Raw genomic sequence first — 19,905 nt, 5'->3', positions numbered from 1 at the left:
ATTTCGAGTGAACGCGGCTCTGGGGAGGGCCGCGACAAAATCGGGCGGCAGGTCCGCCGGCATCTTTAAACAATGCGTCTTTAAACAATAAAGGGAGGAATATGATGAGGAAGACGTTGTTTCTTGCAACGACAGTTCTGACTGCCGTTCTGTCCGCTGCTGTCGCGAATGCTGCCCAGAAAGAAGTGACCGTATGGTCATGGTTCGTGCAAAGCACCATGAAGAAGTCGATCGCGGCCTTCGAGAAGGCCCATCCAGACGTCAAGGTGAACTACACCTACTACAATTATTCGCCGGAATATATCACGGCGCTGAAGGCGGCGGCGGCATCCGGGAGTTTGCCTGACATCATCGGCCTGCAGCCGGGGTCCCTCACGCAGCAATATCGCGATAATCTGGAGCCCGTAAACGACAGCGCCGCCAAGCAATGGGGTGCAACGTGGGAGGAGAAGATTTTCCCCGTCAACCGCAAACAGATGTTGATGGGCAACCCCGCCGGCGACAAGAATTTCTACATCATTCCCCAGGAATCGCAGGTTCTCTGCATCTGGTACAACCGCAAGCTCTTCGAAAAACACAATATCGCTGTGCCGAAGACTTATGCGGAACTGAAGGCTGCCGCCAAGACGCTGAGCGATAACGGCCTCATCCCGATGTTTCAGGGCGCTGCGGACGGCTGGCAGAACGAAAACGTCTTCCTGATGCTCGCCAACCAGTTTTCCCCCGGCATCGTCGACAAGGCGCAGGAGGGTGAAACGCCGTGGACCGCGCCGGAGCTGGTGGCCGCCATGAAGGCGTGGAAGGGTCTGTTCGATGACGGCATCTTCCAGCAGGGTGCGCTTGGCGCGCACGCCTATCCGACCGGCGCGCAGCTCTTCGCACAGGGCAAGGTGGGGATGATGGCGCTTGGCTCCTGGTGGATGCAGGAAAGCAAGTTCCCGCCGCCGCTCTCCGAATATGTACAGAACATGGACGGGTTCGACTTTTTCTACATGCCTCCCGTCAAGGAGGGCAACAAGGCAAGCCCACCGGTTGGCGGCATCGACATCGGTTATGGCCTGACGAAGAATGGCGGCAAGAATGACGCCGCATGGACTTTCCTTGCCGAGCTGACCAACGGTGTTGGTCTGCAGGAGGCGCTGAACGACCTGAACGATCTGCCGGCCTTCGAGGGCCATACGCCGAAGGGCGATATTACCGACCACGTCAAGCAATTGTCGGCGCGGTTCATGGCAGATCTGCCCAAGGCCCAAAACCAGCGCTTTTCTTCCCCGGCCGTGGCCGAGGCGCTGGACAACGCACTGGCGGGTGTAGCCGCCGGCAGCATCGAAGCCGAGGCCGCGCTGGCCAAGGTGGACGAGGCGACCAAGAAAGCGCTCGCGTCCAAGTGACAGGCGGCCTCAAGATGCCGGGCGTTGCCAAATGCGCCCGGCGTGAAGCGCATCGACCACGACAAGACCTCCCAGGTGCGCTTCAACACCTTTCTATGCCGTTTCGTTTGGTGGCGGCGTGATTATCAATCGGTGAGAACCCATGCGTGCAGAAGTTTTAAGGGCCGGCGCTACGCCTGTTATCATTGAACGCAGCAGAGTTTCGAGGACGTCCATGCTTTATGTCTTCGCCCTTCCTGCCGTTCTGCTGTTCGTCGTTTTCATTGCCTATCCAATCCTTTGGGTGACGGGACAGAGCTTCTATGCGGCTTCCGGCGAGGCACGCAGCTTTGCGGGGTTTTCGAATTACGCCATGGTTCTTGGTGACCCCACCTTCTGGATTGTCGTGCGCAACATGATGCTCTGGGGTGTCATCACAATTCCAGTCCAGATGCTGGTTGGCGGGGTGCTCGCCTGGTTCATCGAACGGCACACGGACCGGCTGCGCGGCTTCTTTCGCACTATGTTCTTCCTGCCCGTCGTCACCTCCGTTTCGGTGGTCAGCCTTGTCTGGGTGCAGATTTATGCGCCCTATTACGGCATCGCGCAGGAATATCTGAAATATGCGGGCATCGTCATGGCGACCTCGCCGATCGGCGATCCGAAAACGGCGATCTACGCGCTCATCGTCGTCAACATCTGGCAATGGACCGGATTTTCCATGCTGATGTATATCGCCGGCATCGCCAACATGCCTTCCGAGGTGCTGGATGCGGCGCGCATCGACGGCGCTAGGGGTTTCAAACTCGCGGTGAATGTCGTGGTTCCGATGCTGGCGCCTGCTACAAAATCGCTGTTGCTGCTCGGCGTCATCGGCACACTTCAGACCTTTCCCATCGTGCATCTGATGACCGGTGGCGGCCCGAACCGGGCAAGCGAGGTTTTCGGCACCTTCATCTTCAAGCAGAGCTTTGTGCTGGGCGATACCGGCAGCGGTGCGGCGCTTTCCGTGATCGTTCTTGTCGTGGCGCTTGGCCTCTCGCTACTGCAGATCGCAGCACTCGGCGCGCGGCTGACGCCTGCCGGAAAGGATCGGTCATGACGGCTTTTGCCCGCAACCGCGCACGCGGCCTTCTCGTTCATGCGGTGCTGTTCATCGTGCTCGGCATCTGGATGATCCCCCAGGTCTATATGCTGTCGGTGGGCCTTAGAACTCCGGCCCAGGCGTTCGATGCCGCGCTCTTCACATGGCCGGTTACCTTCGACAATTTCATCACCATTATCCGCGACAACCCGCTCGGCGGCATCTTCTTGAACAGTCTGATCGTGACCATCGCAACGGTGGCGATCGTGGTCGCCGTATCCTCGCTCTTCGCCTTTTCCATTGCCATCCTTCGGCTCAAAGGCACGCTGTTTCTGTACACCACGCTTCTGACCACGTTGATGGTGCCGCTCGCCTCCATGGTATTGCCGCTTGCCATTCTCCTTAAGAATTTCGGCTGGGTGAACACCTATATCGGTCTCATACTGCCCTATGCCGCACTTGGGGTGCCGTTTGCCATGGTCATCCTGAAATCCTTCATGGAGGACGCACCACGAGAATTGTTCGAGGCGGCGCGGGTGGATGGCTGCAATGCCTGGCAGACCTATTGGCACGTGGCGCTGCCACTGGTGCGGCCTGCGCTTGTGTTTGTCACCATCTGGCAGTTCATCGTCACCTGGAACGAATTCTTCCTCGCGCTGATCGTGCTGACGAAAAGCGAGATGAAGACGCTTACCATCGTGCCTATGCAATATTCCGGCCTTTATATGGCCAATCCCGGCGCGCTGTTTGCGGTGCTGACGCTGATCGCGCTTCCCCTCATTCTTCTATATGTGCTGGTTCAGCGCGCCTTCGTGCGTGGCCTGACTGCCGGTGCGGTGAAAGGCTAGACACATGGCGACGGTTTCGATCGATAAAATCACCAAGGCTTTCGGCAGCCTGACGGTTATTCCCGAGTTGTCGCTGACCATCGAGGACGGCGAATTCTGCGTGCTCGTCGGTCCCTCGGGCTGCGGAAAATCCACACTGCTGCGCATCATCGCCGGGCTGGAGCCGATCAGTTCCGGACGTGTACTCGTGGATGGCGCGGATATGAGCGATGCCGAGCCGCCCGAACGTGGTGTGGCCATGGTCTTCCAGTCCTATGCGCTCTATCCGCATATGGATGTTGCCCGCAACATCGGCTTCGGGCTGGAAATCGCCCGAACGCCCACAGCTGAAATTGGCGAGCGGGTAGGCCGTGCGGCCGGGAAACTGCGGCTTTCGAGCTATCTGAAACGCAAGCCGCGGGAACTGTCCGGCGGTCAACGCCAGCGCGTCGCAATCGGCCGGGCGATGACACGCAAGCCGAAGCTGTTCCTGCTCGATGAACCGCTCTCCAACCTTGATGCGGCACTGCGTGTCGGCATGCGAGTGGAGATCGCCCGGCTCAAGGCAGAACTCGGCTGCACGATGATCTACGTCACGCATGACCAGGTGGAAGCGATGACGCTTGCCGACAAGATCGTCGTCATGAACGGCGGACGCATCGAGCAGATCGGCTCGCCACTGGAGCTTTACCAACGCCCCGCCAATATTTTCGTCGCGGGTTTCATCGGCTCGCCCGCGATGAACCTTCTCAAAGCACGCGTCGTCTCGGTCGCTGAAGGGGTCGCCACCGTATCTCTCGCAGCAGGCCCTTCATGTGAGGTTGCGGTTTTGAGGCGACTCGAACCAGGTGACGAGGTGACGCTCGGTATCCGGCCCGAACATATCGCAATCGGTGACGGGCAGGGCGGGCAGTCGCATCCGATGAAAGCGACAATGGTCGAGCTTCTCGGCAGCGATACCTTCATCCATGTCCGCGAAGGCGAGGAAACGATCACAATACGCGACAGCTTTGGCCGCATGGCGAGGGCTGGTGACCGGATCGTCGTGTCTTTTCCGGCCGCCGCCTGCCATCTGTTCGATGCAAATGGGCAGAGGATTTCGCGGGATATGAAGACCCCACAAGAGACTGCACCGGTACATGTTCGGATCAATTGAAACTATGTGGAAGGGGTGCCGCATATCCGGCACGATGAGGGAGGAAGACGGGAATGACGGATTTTCAGGGCAGAACGATCCTTGTAACGGGCGGCAGCGGAGGTATTGGCGGAGAAACGGTGCGCCATCTCGTGCGCGCCAAGGCCGATGTCATCGCGGCTGGGCGTTCGCAGGAAGCGCTCGATGCCATCGCGAAAGAAACCGGTTGCCGCACATTGACATTCGATCTTGCCCGCGACGAGGAAATCCGCGCCGCGCTGGAGGGACTGGACCTGTGGGGCGTTGTCAATTGCGGAGGTTTCGGCGGCGAAATCGCCACGCCTATGGATACCGATATCGCCATCTTCGACAAGGTCATCACCATCAATGCGCGTGGTGCGCTGCTGGTGACGAAATACGCCACCCAATCCATGGTCAGGCTTGGCAAGGGCGGCGCCATTGTCAACGTGTCTAGCCAGGCAGCTCTTGTGGCACTGCCGGGCCATATCTCCTATGGGTCTTCCAAGGCAGCTCTCGACAATATCACCCGCTGCTCGGCGCTGGAGCTTGGCCGCTACAATATCCGCGTCAACAGCGTCAATCCAACCGTCGTCATGACGCCGATCTCGTCCGGCCACTGGAGCCAGCCGCACGTGGCCGAGCCTTTCCTAAAGCAGATGCCGCTTGGACGGTGGGCCAGCGAAGCGGAAATTGCCGCCCCCATCGTTTTCCTGCTCAGCGACGCAGCCTCGATGATTACAGGTGCTTCGCTGCCCATCGACGGCGGTTTTACCTGCTGTTGATTGGATGCAAATAAACCGCGTGGCATGATCAACTATGATGCATCAATCTTCACAGGCGTAAGGGCAATGAACCGGTCGAGTATCCAGCACCCGAACTTGAGGCCGTCCTTGACAAGACGCTCGGCGTGCCCCTGTTTCAGGAAAGTGCGATGCGGGTCGCCATGTTTTACGCCGGTTTTACCGGCGGTGAGGCTGACTAGCTGCGCAAATCGATGGCCACGTCAATTTCACCGGAGGCGTTTCGCGTTTCAAGGACAAGCTCGGTCTCCGGCATGGTGAAGAACGGCTATTCATCGGAGTTTGCCGAAAAGACGTTTTCGCAGCTCGAAGGTTTTGGTTCCTACGGTTTTCCGAAGAGCCATGCAGCCTCCTTTGAACCGATCGCCTACGCTTCGAACTACATCAAATGCCATTATCCCGATGTTCTTTTGCGCAGCACTTCTCAACAGCCAGCCGATGGACTTTTATGCGCCCGCCCAGATTGTCGGTGATGCGATCAATCATCGCGTCGAGGTGCGGCCGGGTCCACTGTTCCGACCGAAGCGCCTATCCAGTTGGAAGAGGCCGATGCGGTTGGTAAATGCCCTGACCCGCGAAGGCGGGATGATTTCTCCCGATGCGATGTCAGGCGATATCGTCGAAGCTCTAGCCAATGGGGGGTCTCTTTCGACTTCGTGGCGTTCTCATCGGCACGGTGGCCATTCAATGCTATTCAGGGCTGCTGGGCGTGCGCCTCCCCATGGCTGCCATACTGACCGGCGATGCGGACATCGCTCAGGATTATGCCATCAGTCGAGAGGTTGAAGATATTCTGCCGCCGATCGTGGAGTTGCTGCAGGACGTCGACGCCAGCTTCCGACCCGTTCCACATAGATCGGGATCAGCGGCTTCGTTGGCATTTCAGAATGCCGACGGCTACAGGGTGGAATTCTTGACATCGAACCGCGGTTCATACGACTACATCGATCAGCCGGCGAAGATGCCCGTCCTTTGGCGGCGCCAGCGCGGATCCACTTCGCTTTCTCGACTTTCTCATCAGGGAACCCGTAAGTACAATACTGCTCCACCGAAGCGGCATCCCAGTCGTTGTCCCCGATCCAACTCGATATGCGGTCCACAAGCTCATAGTCGCCAGCCGCCGCCACATTGACGGGCAGGGGCCAGCGAAGCGCGAGAAGGACCTTCGCCAGGCCGCGCTGCTTTTTGAGGCACTGCAGCAGACAAGGCGATCCGCCGACTTGGCCCTCGTCTACAACGAAGCATGGGAGCGCGGGCCGGCGTGGCAGGAAGCTATCCGAGTCGGGGCGGGGATGCTGCCCGCACCAGATGCGGACCGGTTCAAAACGGTCCTAATCGATGGCGCAAAAAAAACCGCGAAGATATTGAACTTCCGTTTAGTGAATAGACCATCATCGCATCGAACGCCAGGCTGCTGATTTCGTTCGAAGTGGCGCAGACAAATTTGGTGTCAAGGGTTCATTCTGCTCAAGAGCTTAAAAGTAATGAAGCTGATGCACTCATCGCTGCCACGGCGATCGTGCACGGTCTAGTTGTCGTCACACGCAACATTCAAGATTTCCAAGGAAACCGGCGTTGTTCTCGTGGCCCCCTGGCGCGGCTGAACAAGGCACGCAGGGCGCCGCCGTTCCGAACTCCGCACGGACGCGTGGTTGACTTGGCAGCGTAATGGTCGGCAGTTCGACTCCTATCAAGAGCTAAACCCATTCAGATGAGCTTGACACCTCCTTAATTAGGCGAGACCGTACCATGCGCCGCGGCCAGCACCGCGAAGGACGAGGTGCCCTTGATCCACGAGTGCCTTAAGATGATCCTTGATGGTGTGACGACTTGCATGGGTGATCCGGACAGCCTCCGCAACCGTGATCCGCCCGTGCTCGCGCGCCAACTCGAGCAATGCGACGGATAATTCCGGCATGTCGGCGAGGATAATACGCTCGCGCTCCATTTTCTTCTCAAGCCTGATCTTCTGTCGATGCAGGGCTCTTAAAAAGAACTCGATCCAGGGATTCCAGTCGGGCTCGGCGCTGCGGATAGTTCCCTGCGTGCGGCGAAGCGAGATGTAATAGCTCTCCTTGCTTTGCTCGATGATGCTTTCGAGCGAGCTGTAGGGGACGTAAGCGTAGCCGGCCCGCAGAAGCAACAAGGTGGTTAGAACGCGCGACAGGCGGCCATTACCATCCTGAAAGGGATGGATTTCAAGGAAAACGACGACGAAGATGGCGATGAGCAAAAGTGGATGGAGCAGCTTTTCTCGCCCTTGCTCATCCAGCCAGGCGATAAGGTCCTCCATTCGACGCGGCGTATCGAACGGCGATGCCGTTTCGAAAACGATACCGAGGCTCTCGCCCTGTTCGTTAAACGCTTCGACGTTGTTGGAAAGGGTTTTGTAGGCACCGCGATGCCGCTCGTCTTTCGTCGAATGCGCAAGAAGGTCGCGGTGTAGCTGACGGATATGATTCTCGGTGAACGAAATAGTTTCGTAAGCACTGAAGATGGTTTCCATCACTTCCGCATAGCCGGCAACCTCTTGCTCGTCACGTGTGGTAAACGACCCCAGCCGAATGTTTGCCAGCAGCTTTTCGACCTCTCGGTCGGTGAGGCGTGCCCCTTCAATACGTGTGGAGGAGCCGACACTTTCGATCGTGGCGACACGTCTCAGGCTGGATAACCGCTCAGGTGCAATCCGGCCGATCGCACGCCAAGCACCTTTGAATTCGTCGATTTCGGCGATCAGCGACAGGATTTCGGGCGTGATCCGGACGGTCGCCGTTTTTAGAATTTCCATTTTCCCATCTATTCCCATCCAATTCCTGAAGCGCTGTTATGCACCATTTATTTATCCATTTCCATCCAATTTTCACGGCAGAGCTTGTGAGATCTGACGGTTAATCGTGCGCCACCATACTGATCAGTTTTCACCTCGAGCGGACCCACACTTTTGCAGCGAGACGAGAGAAGATGTGCGAGGACAACAGCTTTCAAAAATTCGAGACGGTCCTCCTATGATTGACGAGGCACTGGCGAACGCGATCGAGGACTGGGATTTCTAAGTCTCTGACATCCCGAAGAGTCCGGATGAGATCGACGCGAAACGATAGCGCGGCCGTAGGTTTGATTCGGTTCAAGAGCAAAAAACTATTTTGGAATAGCGAGGTTGATGGTTCCCTTTAAGGTAACGCTGAATTTTTCAATTGTTGCAGATTACGTTCGCCTGGAAAAGATTGACGATTTTGGCCCGTTGAAAATCTCAACGGCCTATGTCGTATTCCCGTTGTCCGGCTTGCGAAAATAGGTTGACTATACTAGATTTGAGGAAATGTTATAGGGTGCCTCAAATGAAGCAAATCGACCTCATGTTCCGGACGATGGTCGCGGAGTTGCAGCAACGGACTTTTGATGCGCAGTGGTCGGCCGATTTCCCACCCACTGGTCGCTTTGTCTCGGTCAAGGTCGACAACCGCTCATACTGGTATTTCGACCAACCGGATGGCAAAGGTGGTCAAAAGCGGCGCTATGTCGGCCCTGCTGATGATGACGAGATCACAACCCGGGTTGAAGCCTTCAGGGGCGAAAAGGACGATTACCAGAACCGGCGAAAGATAGTGGCGGCACTGACGCGCGAAGCGGGTCTAATTGCTCCGGATCGCTTCACAGGCACAGTTGTTGAGGCGTTGGCATCGGCCGGTTTATTCCGGCTCCGTGGTGTCCTCGTCGGCACAGTCGCGTTCCAATGTTATGCGGCCCATCTCGGTATCCGCCTGCCTATGGCTGCGATCCTGACGGGTGACGCGGATCTGGCTCAAGATTACGCGATCTCGAGCGAGGTCGAAGATTCAATTCCGCCGATTGTCGCTCTCCTACAGTCCATCGATCCGTCATTCCGGGCCGTACCCCATGTTTCCGGTTCCCCTCGCTCCAATGCTTTCCGCAACTCGACCGGTTACCGAGTAGAGTTCCTGACGACAAACCGGGGATCGGAAGATTACGCGGATCAACCGGCGCAAATGCCGGCTCTCGGCGGCGCGTCTGCCGAACCTCTGCGATATATGGACTTCCTCATCCGTGATCCGGTGCGGACGATCTTGCTGCATGGTGCCGGTGTCTCGGTTGTGGTGCCCGACCCATCACGGTTCGCCGTTCACAAACTGATCGTGGCCGGCCGGCGTCAAGATGATGCCGGTGGCAGGGCAAAGAAAGAAAAGGACTTGCGTCAAGCCGGAATGCTGTTTGAGGCATTGCAGGAAACCGGAGCCGGCCGCGATCTGGCAGATGCTCTTCGCGAAGCATGGGGCAGGGGTCCATCTTGGAGAAGTGCGATCACAGCGGGCGTTGATGCCATCCAGCGGCAATATCAACCGTCCGTCCATCGCACGTTCGGCATTCTACCGGCTGATGAAATAGAAAAGTTCCGAATCCTATTACAGGAAAAGAACGCTTAATGAGAAGGGATGTATTCAATTTACTAAAGGAAATCAATTGGATCTGGTTTCTGCCGGGGTGCTTGGGTTCGAATCTCATCAAGAGCTTAACTCTAGCAATCGTTTTAGATTGCGCTTGCACGGAGGGGGTTGATGATCTCAATCCCCTGAAAATCTCGCTCATTGTCGGTGACAACAACACAGCTATTCGATTGAGCGATGGCGGCCACGATCGTGTCCAACGCACTACGGGGGCGGCCGGTTGTCCTTCCTTGTGCCATCAGCTCTCCCCACACGAGAGCTGCCTTCTCGTCAAATGGAAGAATGCGACCTGCGAAGAGTGACTGGGGGCCCTCTTTGCCTCCAAACCAAGTTTCGAGAGCAGCTCGCTTCTTACCTGCCGGCTTCTCGAGTATTCCTCGGTGTATCTCGGCGATAGTGAGTGATGCGATGAACAAATCATCGTCAACTTGTTCAGCCATCCACGTTAACAACGACGCTGAAGGCTCTGGTTTCGTAATATTGCTTAGAATGTTGGTGTCGAGCAAATAGCGCATTACAAATCTATCTCGCGACCTTCTTCGCGTGAACGGGCTGTATCTAGCTCTGCGCCAACCAGTGGCGATCGGCGGAGTGCCGCGAGAATCCCTCCCTTTTTCGGCGGCTCTCCGGCGAGAGTTTCGCTTACAAAGGCGCGTAGATTGGCCGCCTCCGGGCCATCTTCGGCCAATCGGCGGGCAAGTGATCTAATTAAGCCGCGATCACTCTCACGCCCGAGGACCTCAAAACGAGCGAGACCGCGGTCGCCTAGGCGTCTTCTATAATTCTGAATTGCGCGTGTCTGCGAGCTAGCCATGGTACCCTCCGGATATTTCCAGTAATATAGCCAGATGCTGAGATTTCTGCAAGTCGCCCTAGGGAATGATCGTGGCGTAGTTGACGAGCTGATTTGGTCAGAATAGCGGGGTCTGCGGTTCGTAACCCTTCAAGAGCGAAACGAAGAGGTCGGCCCGGACGGGGACTGTCATCACTATCCGAGCCGAATATCTCATCTGATCTTACGCAGCTTCCCAAACCTGATTTAGTATTTTGGCAGCTAAGGCCGCCTTGTCTTGCGGTAAAAAGCGACCGTAGTGTTGCTGTACGACATCGGGCGTGTCTTGAATGGCATAGCTTGCCTGCTCGTAGGATCCGGTCTGCTTCAGAATATGCGTCGCGAGAATGTCCCGCAGGTTATGGGGTCCGTGCGGCAACAGGCCCTTGATGGCACCTCGCCCGGTGTAAGGGTTATAAATGCCGTAGCGTTGGATGACGGTCCTCCAAGCCTCGTAGAATGTGGTCGAGTTGTAAGCTGCGTCGATGCTGGTCGTTTTCACCGTCTTGACGAACAGGGTTCCGGGATCTTTGGCTCTTCCAAGGAGGACACCACGATGACGGTCGATATAGGCTTCGAGATATTCGTAGAGGTCGAGCAGGTTCGGCAGTATCAGCCGAAACGGTTTCTGTCCGAAGAAGGATGAACCGGAGTTTTTGAATGCGACCGACGGGATAAGGACCTCCCACCCATGGTCGCGATCACTCCAGCGCAACTCACCGCATTTCATATCCTCAAGCCGGCGTTCCGAGGTCGGATAGTGTCCGCGCGGGCAAACGCGTAACTGGCGAAGGTTCTTTTGTCTGAGCCCAAGGTGCAGGCCAAGCCGCAGCAACAGGAATGATCTGACGGCTTCGGCCGCCGGTCGGGGGTATCTGTTCTCATCCGGCATACGTCTCACGATCTCGTCCGTGATCTTGCGATATTCCGCTAACGGACTGTCCGCTTCAAGTACACACATGATCGGCTCGAATGGATCGCGATGCACGCGCATCACTCGCTGGATCTCCTTCGACCGGTTGGCTGCATGCCGATGAAATGCGTCGCACGCACCGTGCCAATCACGGGCCGCGACTTCGATTTCCTCCTGCTCAATCAAACCCGCGATGGGCCTGACATTCCGAAGCAGCTCCGGGTGCTGCCGTATCCAGCCGACGTCCGCGCGAGTAAGAGCCTGGGCGACCATCAGCATGTCTTCTTCCCACTTGGTATAGAAACCACGTCGCTGTTCCCGCCACTGCAGATACCAGTCCCAAACACCGGGGAATACGAGAAGCCCAAAGCTCAACTGGCTAAGCGGTACGCCGAAACCTCTTACTGCGCCATTCGGTGAGGAAGCTAGTGCGCCGAACATCAAGCCGAGATGTTCTATCTTCTGAGAGGCCGTTTCCTCTCCCCAGACACCATTCCGTTGAAAGCCAATGGCAGTTAGGGTCGATGTTTTGAAACGGATAAGGTCTGCCATTTCCATTGCAAGCCTTGGCGGTGCATCGATAACCCCGGACAGCAAATCCGGATCATCGTTTTCTACCACTGGATTCTGATTGGTGCCGACGGCGGGTGCAAAGGACCGGGGTGATATGGAACTGCCGCCATAAGTGACACCGGGAAAGCGGATGGCATAACGTTGCTTGCTGGCCGCTGCCTGATATCGGCGATACTCTGTCGATCCGGAAATGATCACCCGGCGCACCCAATCGAGAATCTCCTCGCGCTTGGTAAAGGGCAGGCTGCTGAAGTCATCTGGCAGATGCACTGAAATCCTGCGCCGCTCAGCCGGGCTGATATCGCCGAGTTCATGACCATAAAGGGAGCGCGCCTGGTGCGGTAGCTTGTCCTTGAAATATCCTTCCTGCAACCGATAGCGCCGCTCAATGCGGCGCAGGATATTAAAGCTGGCAACGGAGCGGGGAACGCGCTCCCCCTGCATCCAGGATAGCAGCGTCTTGTTATCGAATGTCTCATCCAGATGAACAACGGCGCGGTAGAGCTGCCAATAAGTGTCGCCGAACCGACGCATATGGTAGACCAATGCGTCCTGAAAGCTCGCCGGATCTTCTGTCGCTTCAAATAGTGCTTCGGGGAACGGGCTTATCGGTTTTGGTTCAGGGCCGCGCTGTGTCGACGCAGACCTGGCAAAGGCACCGTCGGTCGCCGCGCGTTGCGGCTTTCTGATCGAGGATGCGGAAACTGCCTTCTTTGCGGGAACAATTTTGTTCGGGCGAGCCTTTGACTTTGGTGGCCGTCGCTCTTCGGCTGCCGGTGGTGCGCCGAGCCATCTGATGATGGCATCCAGCCCTGGCCGGAGCTGCTTTTTCAGCTCTGCCGTCAGCTCGGCTTCGACCCCACAGGCCTGACCGATCATCGTCCAGTCGATATGGCCATTCAGAAGTGGTGGCGATTTTCGGTCGACAATCAAACTGACCAGATAGGGCCGTATATTCTCCAACGCTCGCCTGGATGCGATTGGAGCGATACGAAGCTCGCAGAATTCCGAAATTTTTCGCTGAAAATGACGTGATGAAAGGTCGTGTTTGGTCATGCTCATTCCGTTTCTCTCGACACCAGTGCCGAGGGCGAGCGGGAATAGGGGGCGCCCGTTAACAAAATATGTTTAGGGCAAGAGGTTATCTGTTGATCGCTGCGTCTTGAATGGAGAGCCGCAGCTTGTGGCACTGAGCGATAGACGGACTTGCAATAGCTCATATATGGCAATAATTATGAGTTATAGAGAGGGGTGCTATAACTCATGAAATGGAACTGGTAAAACACGGATTGGCCAAACTTCAGGCACGACACCGCAAGCCTGGTACCGTTGGAGCAGAAATTCCTGCAGTCCGCTGGCGAGGTGATAGGTGCTGTCCGGCATTTCAACGAGGACGACAGCAACCAACTTCGCATTGAGTTGCTGAGCGACGAAGCGGTCAAGACCTCAGAGATTGAGGGGGAATTTCTGGATCGCGTGAGTGTCCAGTCGTCACTCCGCCGACAGTTCGGGCTAAACACTGATGACAGACAGATCGGCCCCCAGGAGCGGGGGATCGCCGAGATGATGGCGGATGTCTATCGAAGCTGGCATGGGCCGCTGCGTCATGAGGGACTGTTCCACTGGCATTCAATGCTGATGGCGGGAAACCGATATATTGAAACAGTTGGTGCTTACCGCACGCATGGTGACGCCATGCAGATCGTGTCGGGTCGATTGGACAAGCCCACCATCCACTTCGAGGCTCCCCCGTCTCGCCAGGTTAGCGATGAGATGGAGACTTTCGTCGCGTGGTTCAATCGATCCGGGCCAGGTGGTCAAATGTCGCTTCATGCTTTAACGCGCGCAGCCGTAGGCCATCTGTACTTTGAAAGCATACATCCATTTGAGGATGGCAACGGCCGAATTGGACGCGCGCTCGCTGAGAAATCCCTGGCGCAAAACATAGGGCAGCCAAGCCTCATTTCACTCGCCTTCACAATCGAAAAGAGCCGGAAGGCCTACTATTCCGAGCTTGAGCGGCACCAACGCACGCTTGATATCACCGACTGGATCATTTTCTTTTCAGAAACGATCCTTGATGCTCAACGGGCGACGCTTGAGCGCATCGATTTCTTCATTCAGAAAGCAAAATTCTATGATCGTTTTCGGGGCCAGTTGAACGAGCGGCAGGAAAAGGTAGTCGCGCGCATCTTCAAGGAAGGCACGGCTGGCTTCAAGGGGGGGCTAAGTGCCGAAAACTACATTTCGATCACAGATACATCCCGCGCTACAGCAACACGCGACCTTCAGCAACTCGTGGAGATCGGTGCACTGACGCGTACGGGTGAACGTCGGCATACCCGGTACTCGCTGTCATTGCAGAAATAAATTACTGCTAGTCAAATGAACTCCACCAAAGTCACTATCTAGGTGAACGATTGTTCGATTCCCGTCGTTTGCTCGATTTTCCTGCCAGTGGTCGTGTGGGTAGAGTTGCTGGGACACGCGAACTCGTCATCGATGGTACACCCTAATTGCCGCCTACGCCACGACGGAAGCAACAGTTCGGATCCGCTCCACCTCACGGCACGTTCGCCCCTTCAAGAATAATGGATGCTGAAACAAGGGTTTCATCATGGGTGCCGACGTCAAGGATCGCGGCGTCCACGCCTCCCTCCATCAATGCATCCAGAACGTCTGCCAGTTATCGAAGTGGCCCTATATGAGTTGCCTCCGCGTTCACTAGCCGGCATGCCGCAGTCATCATAAGTCGCCCCTCCACAATTTAGGAGCTTCTTGCCTCTGAATTGCCGTAGCACGAGAATGTCCTCGCTCAGGTTGGTGCGGCCTCCACGCCCAACGACGGTGAAGGTCTCTCCTTCGCCTCCACACAACCATCAGCTTCTGAGTGGAAAGGCAAGCATAACAACGAAATCGTATCGTTCGCCACGACCAGAACCAAAATGCCGGTCAGTGGTTCCCGAAAATTGCACGCGGCCTTCCGCCAATGACCCTCACAGGAACAAACGGGTCAAACTGATGGTTAGGGCTGAGAGCGAATACAGGACTTAAAATATGCAGCGGTACTTCTTCCACGTACGGGAAGCTGACGGTCTCTCGGTTGATCTGATTGGCACCATGCTCTCAGATGACCAGCGAGCCCTCGCCGAAGCTGCGCAGGCAGCTAGAGAGATGCTAGCGGAGAAACTTCTGAAGAACGAAGTCGTAGATGGCGCAGAGTTTGAAGTTGTCAGGGGCGACGGTGTTTTGATCGCGAAAATCCCGCTGAAATCGGTGATGCGGTTCGAGTAGACTATCCCCCGGCGTGCAAAGGCGAGAACGCGGTTCGGAACGGTTGCCTTGGATTTCTGCTGGAGAAAACTAAGCAGCGTACAAGTAGCGTTGTACTACCGCTTGCGCACAAACTGACCAGCGCACTCGCAGGCCAACTTGTTAATCGTCGATCACTGGTTGGACTAGCCGCATTGGGATTCAGTATCTTTTTTCAGCGCCTCCTCTATTTCGTCCGCGGACACCTGCAAGAACTGGCGCGTCACTAATTGGGCGGAGATAGCAGGTATCTCAAGGTGCGTTGCGACGGGTTGATACGAAGGAAAACTGAGACCTTCAATAAGTTGTTCATCAACGACTAGACGATATGTTCCAGCTTCTAAAGGCATTACCAAGCCCTCCAGCACGAAGGGATTCGCGAAGGTGATTTCACTGTATGTCTTTCGTTCTTTCATAATCAAATACTCTTTCCTGACGAGAGTTCTGGCGCCCTGAAGGTGATTAAATACGGGATCGCATATTACGACCGGCCTTTGTCGTCCAGGTCTGTTCATCAACCGTCAATCGAGCGATCACGCGGTTTCCTGAAAAAGTTCAAGACGTATATAGTGTTGCGTGGGACACTTTTGATGACAAGCACCGGCGTTGATTGGCAGGAATGGTCAAGTGAGGCCGCATTTCCAAGGCGGCGTTTCAATTGTGCTGTGAGAGCATCGGCAGATGTTTCTCCCGCAAGAAACAGTCTCATTACAAGAAACGCGGCCGTGTTGAATTGTCGCTGGTCATTGCCCAGCAATGTGGCGTTATAGCCTGCACTCTTCAAAACTGACTGGATCATCTCCATCTCTTCCGGGGAGATGGCTGAAAGGCTAGGGCGGGAAGACATATTGTCCTCCTCTCGTTGGGGCTAGGGTAACCGACCCTCAACCAGTAGTGCCCGTGACATCGCTACCGACACCTCACAGTGCGCCTGAATAGCTTTAGACGCAAGCGAATACGGTTTTGGAAAGCCTCAGCAGAGTTCACCGGCTATTCGCGGGTCGTCATTGAACGGCTGCTGAATTTTAGCGCTTTGGAATTTCCTTGCTAATGGACCACAAAGCGCGCAGGCTCTTTTCTTCGGTAGCTTTTTTGAAGGGCGTTACCGCTTCAAGGTGAAATCCCTTGGCCCCAACGAAAGGAGGACACGATGTCTTCCGCGCAAGAATACGGCCCGATTTCGTCTCACGACCTGAATATGTTGCGCTCCCTGTTGTCGGATGCTGGCTTTGAACGCGATGCGCACGTGGATGACGACCGGTCATTCAACAGGGCCACCCGCAAGATAATTGATCTTTTTCAGGGTGGAATGACCGACCCTTCCAAACTCAAAGGAGAAATGCTGTTTCTGTTCGGAGTACAGAAACAGGAACGCGTGCCCTCTCGTACACCACTCCCGAGATACGCAATCCAAGGTCTTCCGGGGTTCGGCAGATAGTGGGGAACACCTGTGCGCGCATATGTTCTTGGAAGCATGATGCTTTGGTCAGCTTTCTTTCTGATCTGGTATTTGTTGACGCTTTATACCGCCAGCAACGACCTTGAGGAAATACGACCCGGTCCAGCGGGAGCAACCGTTATGTCTGCGTCCAGATGCGGTGTCGAACTGGCGGCTCTTCTCGCGATGGGCGACAAGCTCCTGAAGGCCGGCGGACCAGAGGTACCAGCAGAGTTGCGCACAAATATCGAAGGCTGCATATTCTTTGATGCGGTAAGTAGAGACGCGCTTGCGAAGACGCAGCTTAAAAGGTTTTTCCCGGAAAAAAGATAAGCTGCGGAAAGCGGCTTTATGCCGCGGCCAAATACGGTTTATCGGGCACGGACCGTGCGGTGATATCGTACCTTTTCCAGCGCTTCGTTTATGGAACCGCGACAACACGCCTATTGGATCAGCGCGGTAGCAACGGTGATCCTGTATCGTTGACTGTCGCAGATCGAAGCTCATCCAAGCGTCCCGAGAGTCCGTCAGATCTGTCGCCAATCAGCCAAGCTGGCGGGAAAGCGGGTAGCCGGGAGCGTCGTAGAGCGCACGGATCTGCGCTTTGACTGTATCGGGGCCTCGTCAATCTCCAGAAGAGAGCCCCGTTATTGACCGTGTGGCATGTATTCTACAGCGAACCGGAGAGCTTCGGCTGCTGTTTCGAACCGCCGATAGCGAGGGCCGCTTGCTCGCTATCACCTAGTTCGCGCTTGCGTTGCTGCAACTCGTCTGGAGCTTCAGAAGCTTTTCGGCATTGGTTCTTCGAATAATCAGGGAGCATAGTGCCCTTTGGCTGGACGCCTGCAGTCGGAGATCTCCGAGAGACAGGCCCGGTGCATCCGCTACCAGCTCAGCATCGCCAAATTGCCTTTGGCAAAAGACATCGACGGCTTCGACTTCGCCGACACGCCCGTCAATGAATCCCTGGTGCTCTGCCGCTCTTTCGCTCCAGGGCGACAGGATGTTTCGTTTATCGACGGCAGTGGTGCGATGGCAAAAAAGGCAGGTGCGAGCCTTCACGCTCTACCGGTGCTGGTCGTTATCCAGCCAATTCTTTTGTAACCACCTCGAACCGCTTCAAGATGGCCGGCCCGAAAGCGGTAGACAGGGCGACGTCGGTCGCATCGCGTCCTGTCGCCATCAATATGCGTCCGATGCGCGGCATGTTGTGACGGGCATCGACCGTATACCAGCGCCCGCTGAGATAGACCTCGAACCAGGCGCTAAAATCCATCGGGTTGGGGTCTGTCGGCACGCCGATATCACCGAGATAACCGGTGCAATAGCGGGCGGGAATATTCATGCAGCGGCAGAGAGTGATCGCAAGATGCGCAAAATCGCGGCACACCCCGATCCTGTCGGTGAACCCGCCGTAAGCCGTCCTCAGCGGATCAGCTTTCTCGTAGTTGAAGACAATATGGGAATGGACGAAATCGACGACAGCCTGAACACGGGGCCAGCCGAGTGGTGTAGCCGAGAAGTTTTTCCAGGCGAAGTCCGCCAGCCGGTCAGTGTCGCAGTAACGGCTGCCCAGCAGGAACACCAGAACATCGTCTGGTAAATCCTTGATATCGTGTTGGAAGGCGTTTTCGGGAACGGGATCCGGCAGACCGCTGTCATATATGTCGAAGCGCGTGGAGATCGTCGTCAGTCCGGGCGGTGCAGATATGCGGCTGCAGGCGTTGCCGAAGATGTCCAGATAACCCCAGGCCTCGACCGGCCGGTCGAAGGTCAGGACCTGTTCGGTGAGCAGATCCGCGCGCCGGCCGGGATGGATGTTGAGAACCAGCAGCATCGCCGTCTCATTCTCGCACTCATAAGCAATATCGAACCCGGCGCGAATCTTCATGCAGCACTATCCCTGAAAGAGCCATTGTCATGTCCTTCAGGATGCAACGCTTTCATACTCGCGGCGTTCCGGCCGGTGGTCAGGTTTTCCAGGCAGGTCTTGTGCGGACGGCGATAACGGCGCGGATATCGATCAACGTGCGCGGGCGCGTTTGGCGAGCAGAGCGGATGTTGCCGCGGTACGATCAGACAATTCCTTCGCAAGACGGGCTTCCCGAAGGCGCAGGGTCTTTGCATCGCGGGATTGCGCAATGGAATCTAGCTCCTCAAGCGCTTTTTCCTTTGCGAAGAACGGTGTCTGGATATGGCTGAACGCGAGCTCGGCCTTCTGGCGGGAAATACTGTATTTTTCTGTCATGGGTGTTCCGATGATGATGCCCGGAGAGCGAGCGAAAAACAAAAGGCCAGGCAATTTGCCTGGCCTTGATTGGGTTGGCGTGCTTCCGGCAGTGCCAGTACATCCGTGGTCAAAGGGAAGCACAGACCCTTAGGCAACCTGCAGATTGCAGGCCGACATTTTGCCCGACTTGTTGTCGCGCTCGAGCTCGAAGCCGATCTTCTGACCTTCGACGAGTTCGCGCATGCCGGCGCGCTCAACGGCGGAGATGTGGACGAACGCATCGGCGTCGCCATTGTCAGGCTGAATGAAACCGAAGCCCTTGGTGGAATTGAACCATTTAACTGTGCCAGTGGTCATGATGAACCCTTTTCTTAGCAATAGAGAAACCACAGCACTCATGCGCTGCGGATGATGATAGCGATTTTGAAAGGAAAGGTTCGTTCAGAACGCGGTGCCAGACGCGTGACAAGCAAAGCTAAGCAAGCAAATTCGATTGCCCCTTATATCCTGCCTCTGCCGGGATGTCAACTACTGGTTTTTGAAGATATTTCATCTCGTCACAAAGTTGTGTTCTCATTGGATGGCGTGTGGCCGTCCATCGCCTTGTTTTCCGCGCAATCCGGGCGCATGGTCAGGCTTCGTCATGCTAGCCGCATGGCGCTGCGGTGTCAGAGAGGCGCCGTCTTCTTTTCTTCGTCCGGTTGCAAATGTTTGCGCAAGCGCTGCGGTGTCATTTTTGACGATGCCGCGAAGTTTTACCTATTGCGAGAGGCGCGTGCCGGTAGCGGCGATAATACACCATCAGCCATTTCTTTATGCCTCCGCGTAACGTTCGTCCGGCGGAACATGGCAACAGCGGCGTAGAATGAAACGGGCTCCACGCGGACGAAATCCGCGTACGAGTTCC

General features: G+C 56.0%; 18 protein-coding genes and 5 pseudogenes. 13 read left to right on the top strand and 10 right to left on the bottom strand.

Annotation, left to right across the window (positions count from 1 at the left end; translation table 11 throughout):
- The first annotated feature begins 104 nt into the window (after positions 1–104).
- From QSV77_RS24950 to QSV77_RS24915, 8 genes and pseudogenes are all read left to right on the top strand, one after another.
- Complete coding sequence (locus QSV77_RS24950) at positions 105–1,391, top strand: ABC transporter substrate-binding protein (RefSeq protein ID WP_302735523.1); 1,287 nt, start codon at positions 105–107, stop codon at positions 1,389–1,391.
- Between the two features lie 214 nt (positions 1,392–1,605).
- Positions 1,606–2,472 carry a carbohydrate ABC transporter permease gene (locus QSV77_RS24945; RefSeq protein ID WP_302735522.1) on the top strand — a complete coding sequence of 289 codons (867 nt, stop codon included), beginning with the start codon at positions 1,606–1,608 and terminating at the stop codon, positions 2,470–2,472.
- On the top strand, positions 2,469–3,302 hold the full coding sequence (locus QSV77_RS24940) for a carbohydrate ABC transporter permease (RefSeq protein WP_302735521.1): 834 nt from the start codon (positions 2,469–2,471) through the stop codon (positions 3,300–3,302). The genes QSV77_RS24945 and QSV77_RS24940 overlap by 4 nt, the downstream gene beginning before the upstream one ends.
- A 4-nt stretch (positions 3,303–3,306) precedes the next feature.
- Positions 3,307–4,437, top strand: coding sequence for an ABC transporter ATP-binding protein (locus tag QSV77_RS24935; RefSeq protein WP_302735520.1), 1,131 nt, complete (start codon positions 3,307–3,309; stop codon positions 4,435–4,437).
- Positions 4,438–4,490: 53 nt separating this feature from the next.
- Positions 4,491–5,219 (top strand): SDR family oxidoreductase, encoded by a 729-nt coding sequence (locus tag QSV77_RS24930; RefSeq protein ID WP_271363614.1) that lies wholly within the window; start codon positions 4,491–4,493, stop codon positions 5,217–5,219.
- Positions 5,220–5,266: 47 nt separating this feature from the next.
- Positions 5,267–5,741 (top strand): annotated as a pseudogene (gene dnaE2, locus QSV77_RS24925) (error-prone DNA polymerase); the annotation flags it as partial.
- Positions 5,742–5,789: 48 nt separating this feature from the next.
- Positions 5,790–6,624, top strand: a pseudogene (locus QSV77_RS24920) (GSU2403 family nucleotidyltransferase fold protein); the annotation flags it as partial.
- 90 nt (positions 6,625–6,714) lie between these two features.
- Positions 6,715–6,841 (top strand): annotated as a pseudogene (locus tag QSV77_RS24915) (VapC toxin family PIN domain ribonuclease); the annotation flags it as partial.
- 128 nt (positions 6,842–6,969) lie between these two features.
- Here the strand turns inward: QSV77_RS24915 and QSV77_RS24910 are convergent.
- Positions 6,970–8,025, bottom strand: coding sequence for a Fic family protein (locus QSV77_RS24910; protein ID WP_302735519.1), 1,056 nt, complete (start codon positions 8,023–8,025; stop codon positions 6,970–6,972).
- 550 nt (positions 8,026–8,575) lie between these two features.
- On the opposite strand from QSV77_RS24910, the gene QSV77_RS24905 reads away from it, so the two are divergent.
- A complete protein-coding gene (locus QSV77_RS24905; protein ID WP_302735518.1) occupies positions 8,576–9,679 on the top strand; it encodes a GSU2403 family nucleotidyltransferase fold protein in 1,104 nt (367 codons plus the stop codon).
- Between the two features lie 104 nt (positions 9,680–9,783).
- On the opposite strand, the gene QSV77_RS24900 is transcribed toward QSV77_RS24905, so the two are convergent.
- The 3 genes from QSV77_RS24900 to QSV77_RS24890 form a co-directional block, all read right to left on the bottom strand.
- The gene (locus QSV77_RS24900; protein ID WP_142172457.1) at positions 9,784–10,215 is read right to left on the bottom strand and encodes a type II toxin-antitoxin system VapC family toxin; all 432 of its coding nucleotides are present in this window, start codon (positions 10,213–10,215) and stop codon (positions 9,784–9,786) included.
- Positions 10,215–10,514, bottom strand: a complete 300-nt coding sequence (locus tag QSV77_RS24895) for a hypothetical protein (protein WP_302735517.1) — start codon at positions 10,512–10,514, stop codon at positions 10,215–10,217. The genes QSV77_RS24900 and QSV77_RS24895 overlap by 1 nt, the downstream gene beginning before the upstream one ends.
- Positions 10,515–10,716: 202 nt before the next feature.
- Positions 10,717–13,074 carry a hypothetical protein gene (locus QSV77_RS24890; RefSeq protein ID WP_302735548.1) on the bottom strand — a complete coding sequence of 786 codons (2,358 nt, stop codon included), beginning with the start codon at positions 13,072–13,074 and terminating at the stop codon, positions 10,717–10,719.
- A 207-nt stretch (positions 13,075–13,281) separates the two neighbouring features.
- Between QSV77_RS24890 and QSV77_RS24885 the strand changes: the two are divergent.
- Together QSV77_RS24885 and QSV77_RS24880 are read left to right on the top strand one after the other, a co-directional pair.
- Positions 13,282–14,388, top strand: a pseudogene (locus QSV77_RS24885) (Fic family protein).
- 687 nt (positions 14,389–15,075) lie between these two features.
- A complete protein-coding gene (locus QSV77_RS24880; protein ID WP_302735516.1) occupies positions 15,076–15,312 on the top strand; it encodes a hypothetical protein in 237 nt (78 codons plus the stop codon).
- 164 nt (positions 15,313–15,476) lie between these two features.
- On the opposite strand, the gene QSV77_RS24875 is transcribed toward QSV77_RS24880, so the two are convergent.
- From QSV77_RS24875 to QSV77_RS24860, 3 genes are all read right to left on the bottom strand, one after another.
- On the bottom strand, positions 15,477–15,746 hold the full coding sequence (locus QSV77_RS24875) for a hypothetical protein (protein WP_302735547.1): 270 nt from the start codon (positions 15,744–15,746) through the stop codon (positions 15,477–15,479).
- Between the two features lie 98 nt (positions 15,747–15,844).
- On the bottom strand, positions 15,845–16,177 hold the full coding sequence (locus QSV77_RS24870) for a hypothetical protein (protein ID WP_302735515.1): 333 nt from the start codon (positions 16,175–16,177) through the stop codon (positions 15,845–15,847).
- Positions 16,178–16,816: 639 nt separating this feature from the next.
- Entirely contained in the window at positions 16,817–17,275 is a 459-nt protein-coding gene (locus QSV77_RS24860; RefSeq protein WP_302735513.1) for a hypothetical protein, read from the bottom strand.
- A 336-nt stretch (positions 17,276–17,611) separates the two neighbouring features.
- On the opposite strand from QSV77_RS24860, the pseudogene QSV77_RS24855 reads away from it, so the two are divergent.
- Positions 17,612–17,740: pseudogene (locus QSV77_RS24855) on the top strand (IS21-like element helper ATPase IstB); the annotation flags it as partial.
- A gap of 109 nt (positions 17,741–17,849) precedes the next feature.
- Here QSV77_RS24855 and QSV77_RS24850 read toward each other — a convergent pair.
- The 3 genes from QSV77_RS24850 to QSV77_RS24840 all read right to left on the bottom strand — a co-directional run bounded on the left by QSV77_RS24850 (position 17,850) and on the right by QSV77_RS24840 (position 19,355).
- On the bottom strand, positions 17,850–18,659 hold the full coding sequence (locus QSV77_RS24850; RefSeq protein ID WP_302735512.1) for a transglutaminase family protein: 810 nt from the start codon (positions 18,657–18,659) through the stop codon (positions 17,850–17,852).
- Positions 18,660–18,791: 132 nt separating this feature from the next.
- The gene (locus QSV77_RS24845; protein WP_003499608.1) at positions 18,792–19,016 is read right to left on the bottom strand and encodes a hypothetical protein; all 225 of its coding nucleotides are present in this window, start codon (positions 19,014–19,016) and stop codon (positions 18,792–18,794) included.
- Between the two features lie 129 nt (positions 19,017–19,145).
- A complete protein-coding gene (locus QSV77_RS24840; RefSeq protein WP_302735511.1) occupies positions 19,146–19,355 on the bottom strand; it encodes a cold-shock protein in 210 nt (69 codons plus the stop codon).
- A gap of 51 nt (positions 19,356–19,406) precedes the next feature.
- Here QSV77_RS24840 and QSV77_RS24835 point away from each other — a divergent pair, with 51 nt between their 5' ends.
- Complete coding sequence (locus QSV77_RS24835; protein WP_302735510.1) at positions 19,407–19,862, top strand: hypothetical protein; 456 nt, start codon at positions 19,407–19,409, stop codon at positions 19,860–19,862.
- The last annotated feature ends 43 nt before the right edge of the window (positions 19,863–19,905 follow it).

This window comes from Agrobacterium sp. V1 (assembly GCF_030518355.1).
Taxonomy (GTDB): domain Bacteria; phylum Pseudomonadota; class Alphaproteobacteria; order Rhizobiales; family Rhizobiaceae; genus Agrobacterium; species Agrobacterium cucumeris.
Note: the sequence above shows the minus strand (reverse complement) of the source record. Positions and strands in the feature narration are given on the sequence as shown.

Excerpts from the sequence above, each read along its gene's own strand:
- QSV77_RS24840 (WP_302735511.1), bottom strand. The coding sequence starts at position 19,355 with ATGACCACTGGCACAGTTAAATGGTTCAATTCCACCAAGGGCTTCGGT.
- QSV77_RS24880 (WP_302735516.1), top strand. The coding sequence starts at position 15,076 with ATGCAGCGGTACTTCTTCCACGTACGGGAAGCTGACGGTCTCTCGGTT.
- QSV77_RS24895 (WP_302735517.1), bottom strand. The coding sequence starts at position 10,514 with ATGGCTAGCTCGCAGACACGCGCAATTCAGAATTATAGAAGACGCCTA.
- QSV77_RS24845 (WP_003499608.1), bottom strand. The coding sequence starts at position 19,016 with ATGACAGAAAAATACAGTATTTCCCGCCAGAAGGCCGAGCTCGCGTTC.
- QSV77_RS24910 (WP_302735519.1), bottom strand. The coding sequence starts at position 8,025 with ATGGAAATTCTAAAAACGGCGACCGTCCGGATCACGCCCGAAATCCTG.
- QSV77_RS24940 (WP_302735521.1), top strand. The coding sequence starts at position 2,469 with ATGACGGCTTTTGCCCGCAACCGCGCACGCGGCCTTCTCGTTCATGCG.
- QSV77_RS24900 (WP_142172457.1), bottom strand. The coding sequence starts at position 10,215 with ATGCGCTATTTGCTCGACACCAACATTCTAAGCAATATTACGAAACCA.
- QSV77_RS24870 (WP_302735515.1), bottom strand. The coding sequence starts at position 16,177 with ATGTCTTCCCGCCCTAGCCTTTCAGCCATCTCCCCGGAAGAGATGGAG.
- QSV77_RS24860 (WP_302735513.1), bottom strand. The coding sequence starts at position 17,275 with ATGAGCTTCGATCTGCGACAGTCAACGATACAGGATCACCGTTGCTAC.
- QSV77_RS24935 (WP_302735520.1), top strand. The coding sequence starts at position 3,307 with ATGGCGACGGTTTCGATCGATAAAATCACCAAGGCTTTCGGCAGCCTG.
- QSV77_RS24905 (WP_302735518.1), top strand. The coding sequence starts at position 8,576 with ATGAAGCAAATCGACCTCATGTTCCGGACGATGGTCGCGGAGTTGCAG.
- QSV77_RS24930 (WP_271363614.1), top strand. The coding sequence starts at position 4,491 with ATGACGGATTTTCAGGGCAGAACGATCCTTGTAACGGGCGGCAGCGGA.
- QSV77_RS24875 (WP_302735547.1), bottom strand. The coding sequence starts at position 15,746 with ATGAAAGAACGAAAGACATACAGTGAAATCACCTTCGCGAATCCCTTC.
- QSV77_RS24850 (WP_302735512.1), bottom strand. The coding sequence starts at position 18,659 with ATGAAGATTCGCGCCGGGTTCGATATTGCTTATGAGTGCGAGAATGAG.
- QSV77_RS24945 (WP_302735522.1), top strand. The coding sequence starts at position 1,606 with ATGCTTTATGTCTTCGCCCTTCCTGCCGTTCTGCTGTTCGTCGTTTTC.
- QSV77_RS24835 (WP_302735510.1), top strand. The coding sequence starts at position 19,407 with ATGATGATAGCGATTTTGAAAGGAAAGGTTCGTTCAGAACGCGGTGCC.
- QSV77_RS24950 (WP_302735523.1), top strand. The coding sequence starts at position 105 with ATGAGGAAGACGTTGTTTCTTGCAACGACAGTTCTGACTGCCGTTCTG.
- QSV77_RS24890 (WP_302735548.1), bottom strand. The coding sequence starts at position 13,074 with ATGACCAAACACGACCTTTCATCACGTCATTTTCAGCGAAAAATTTCG.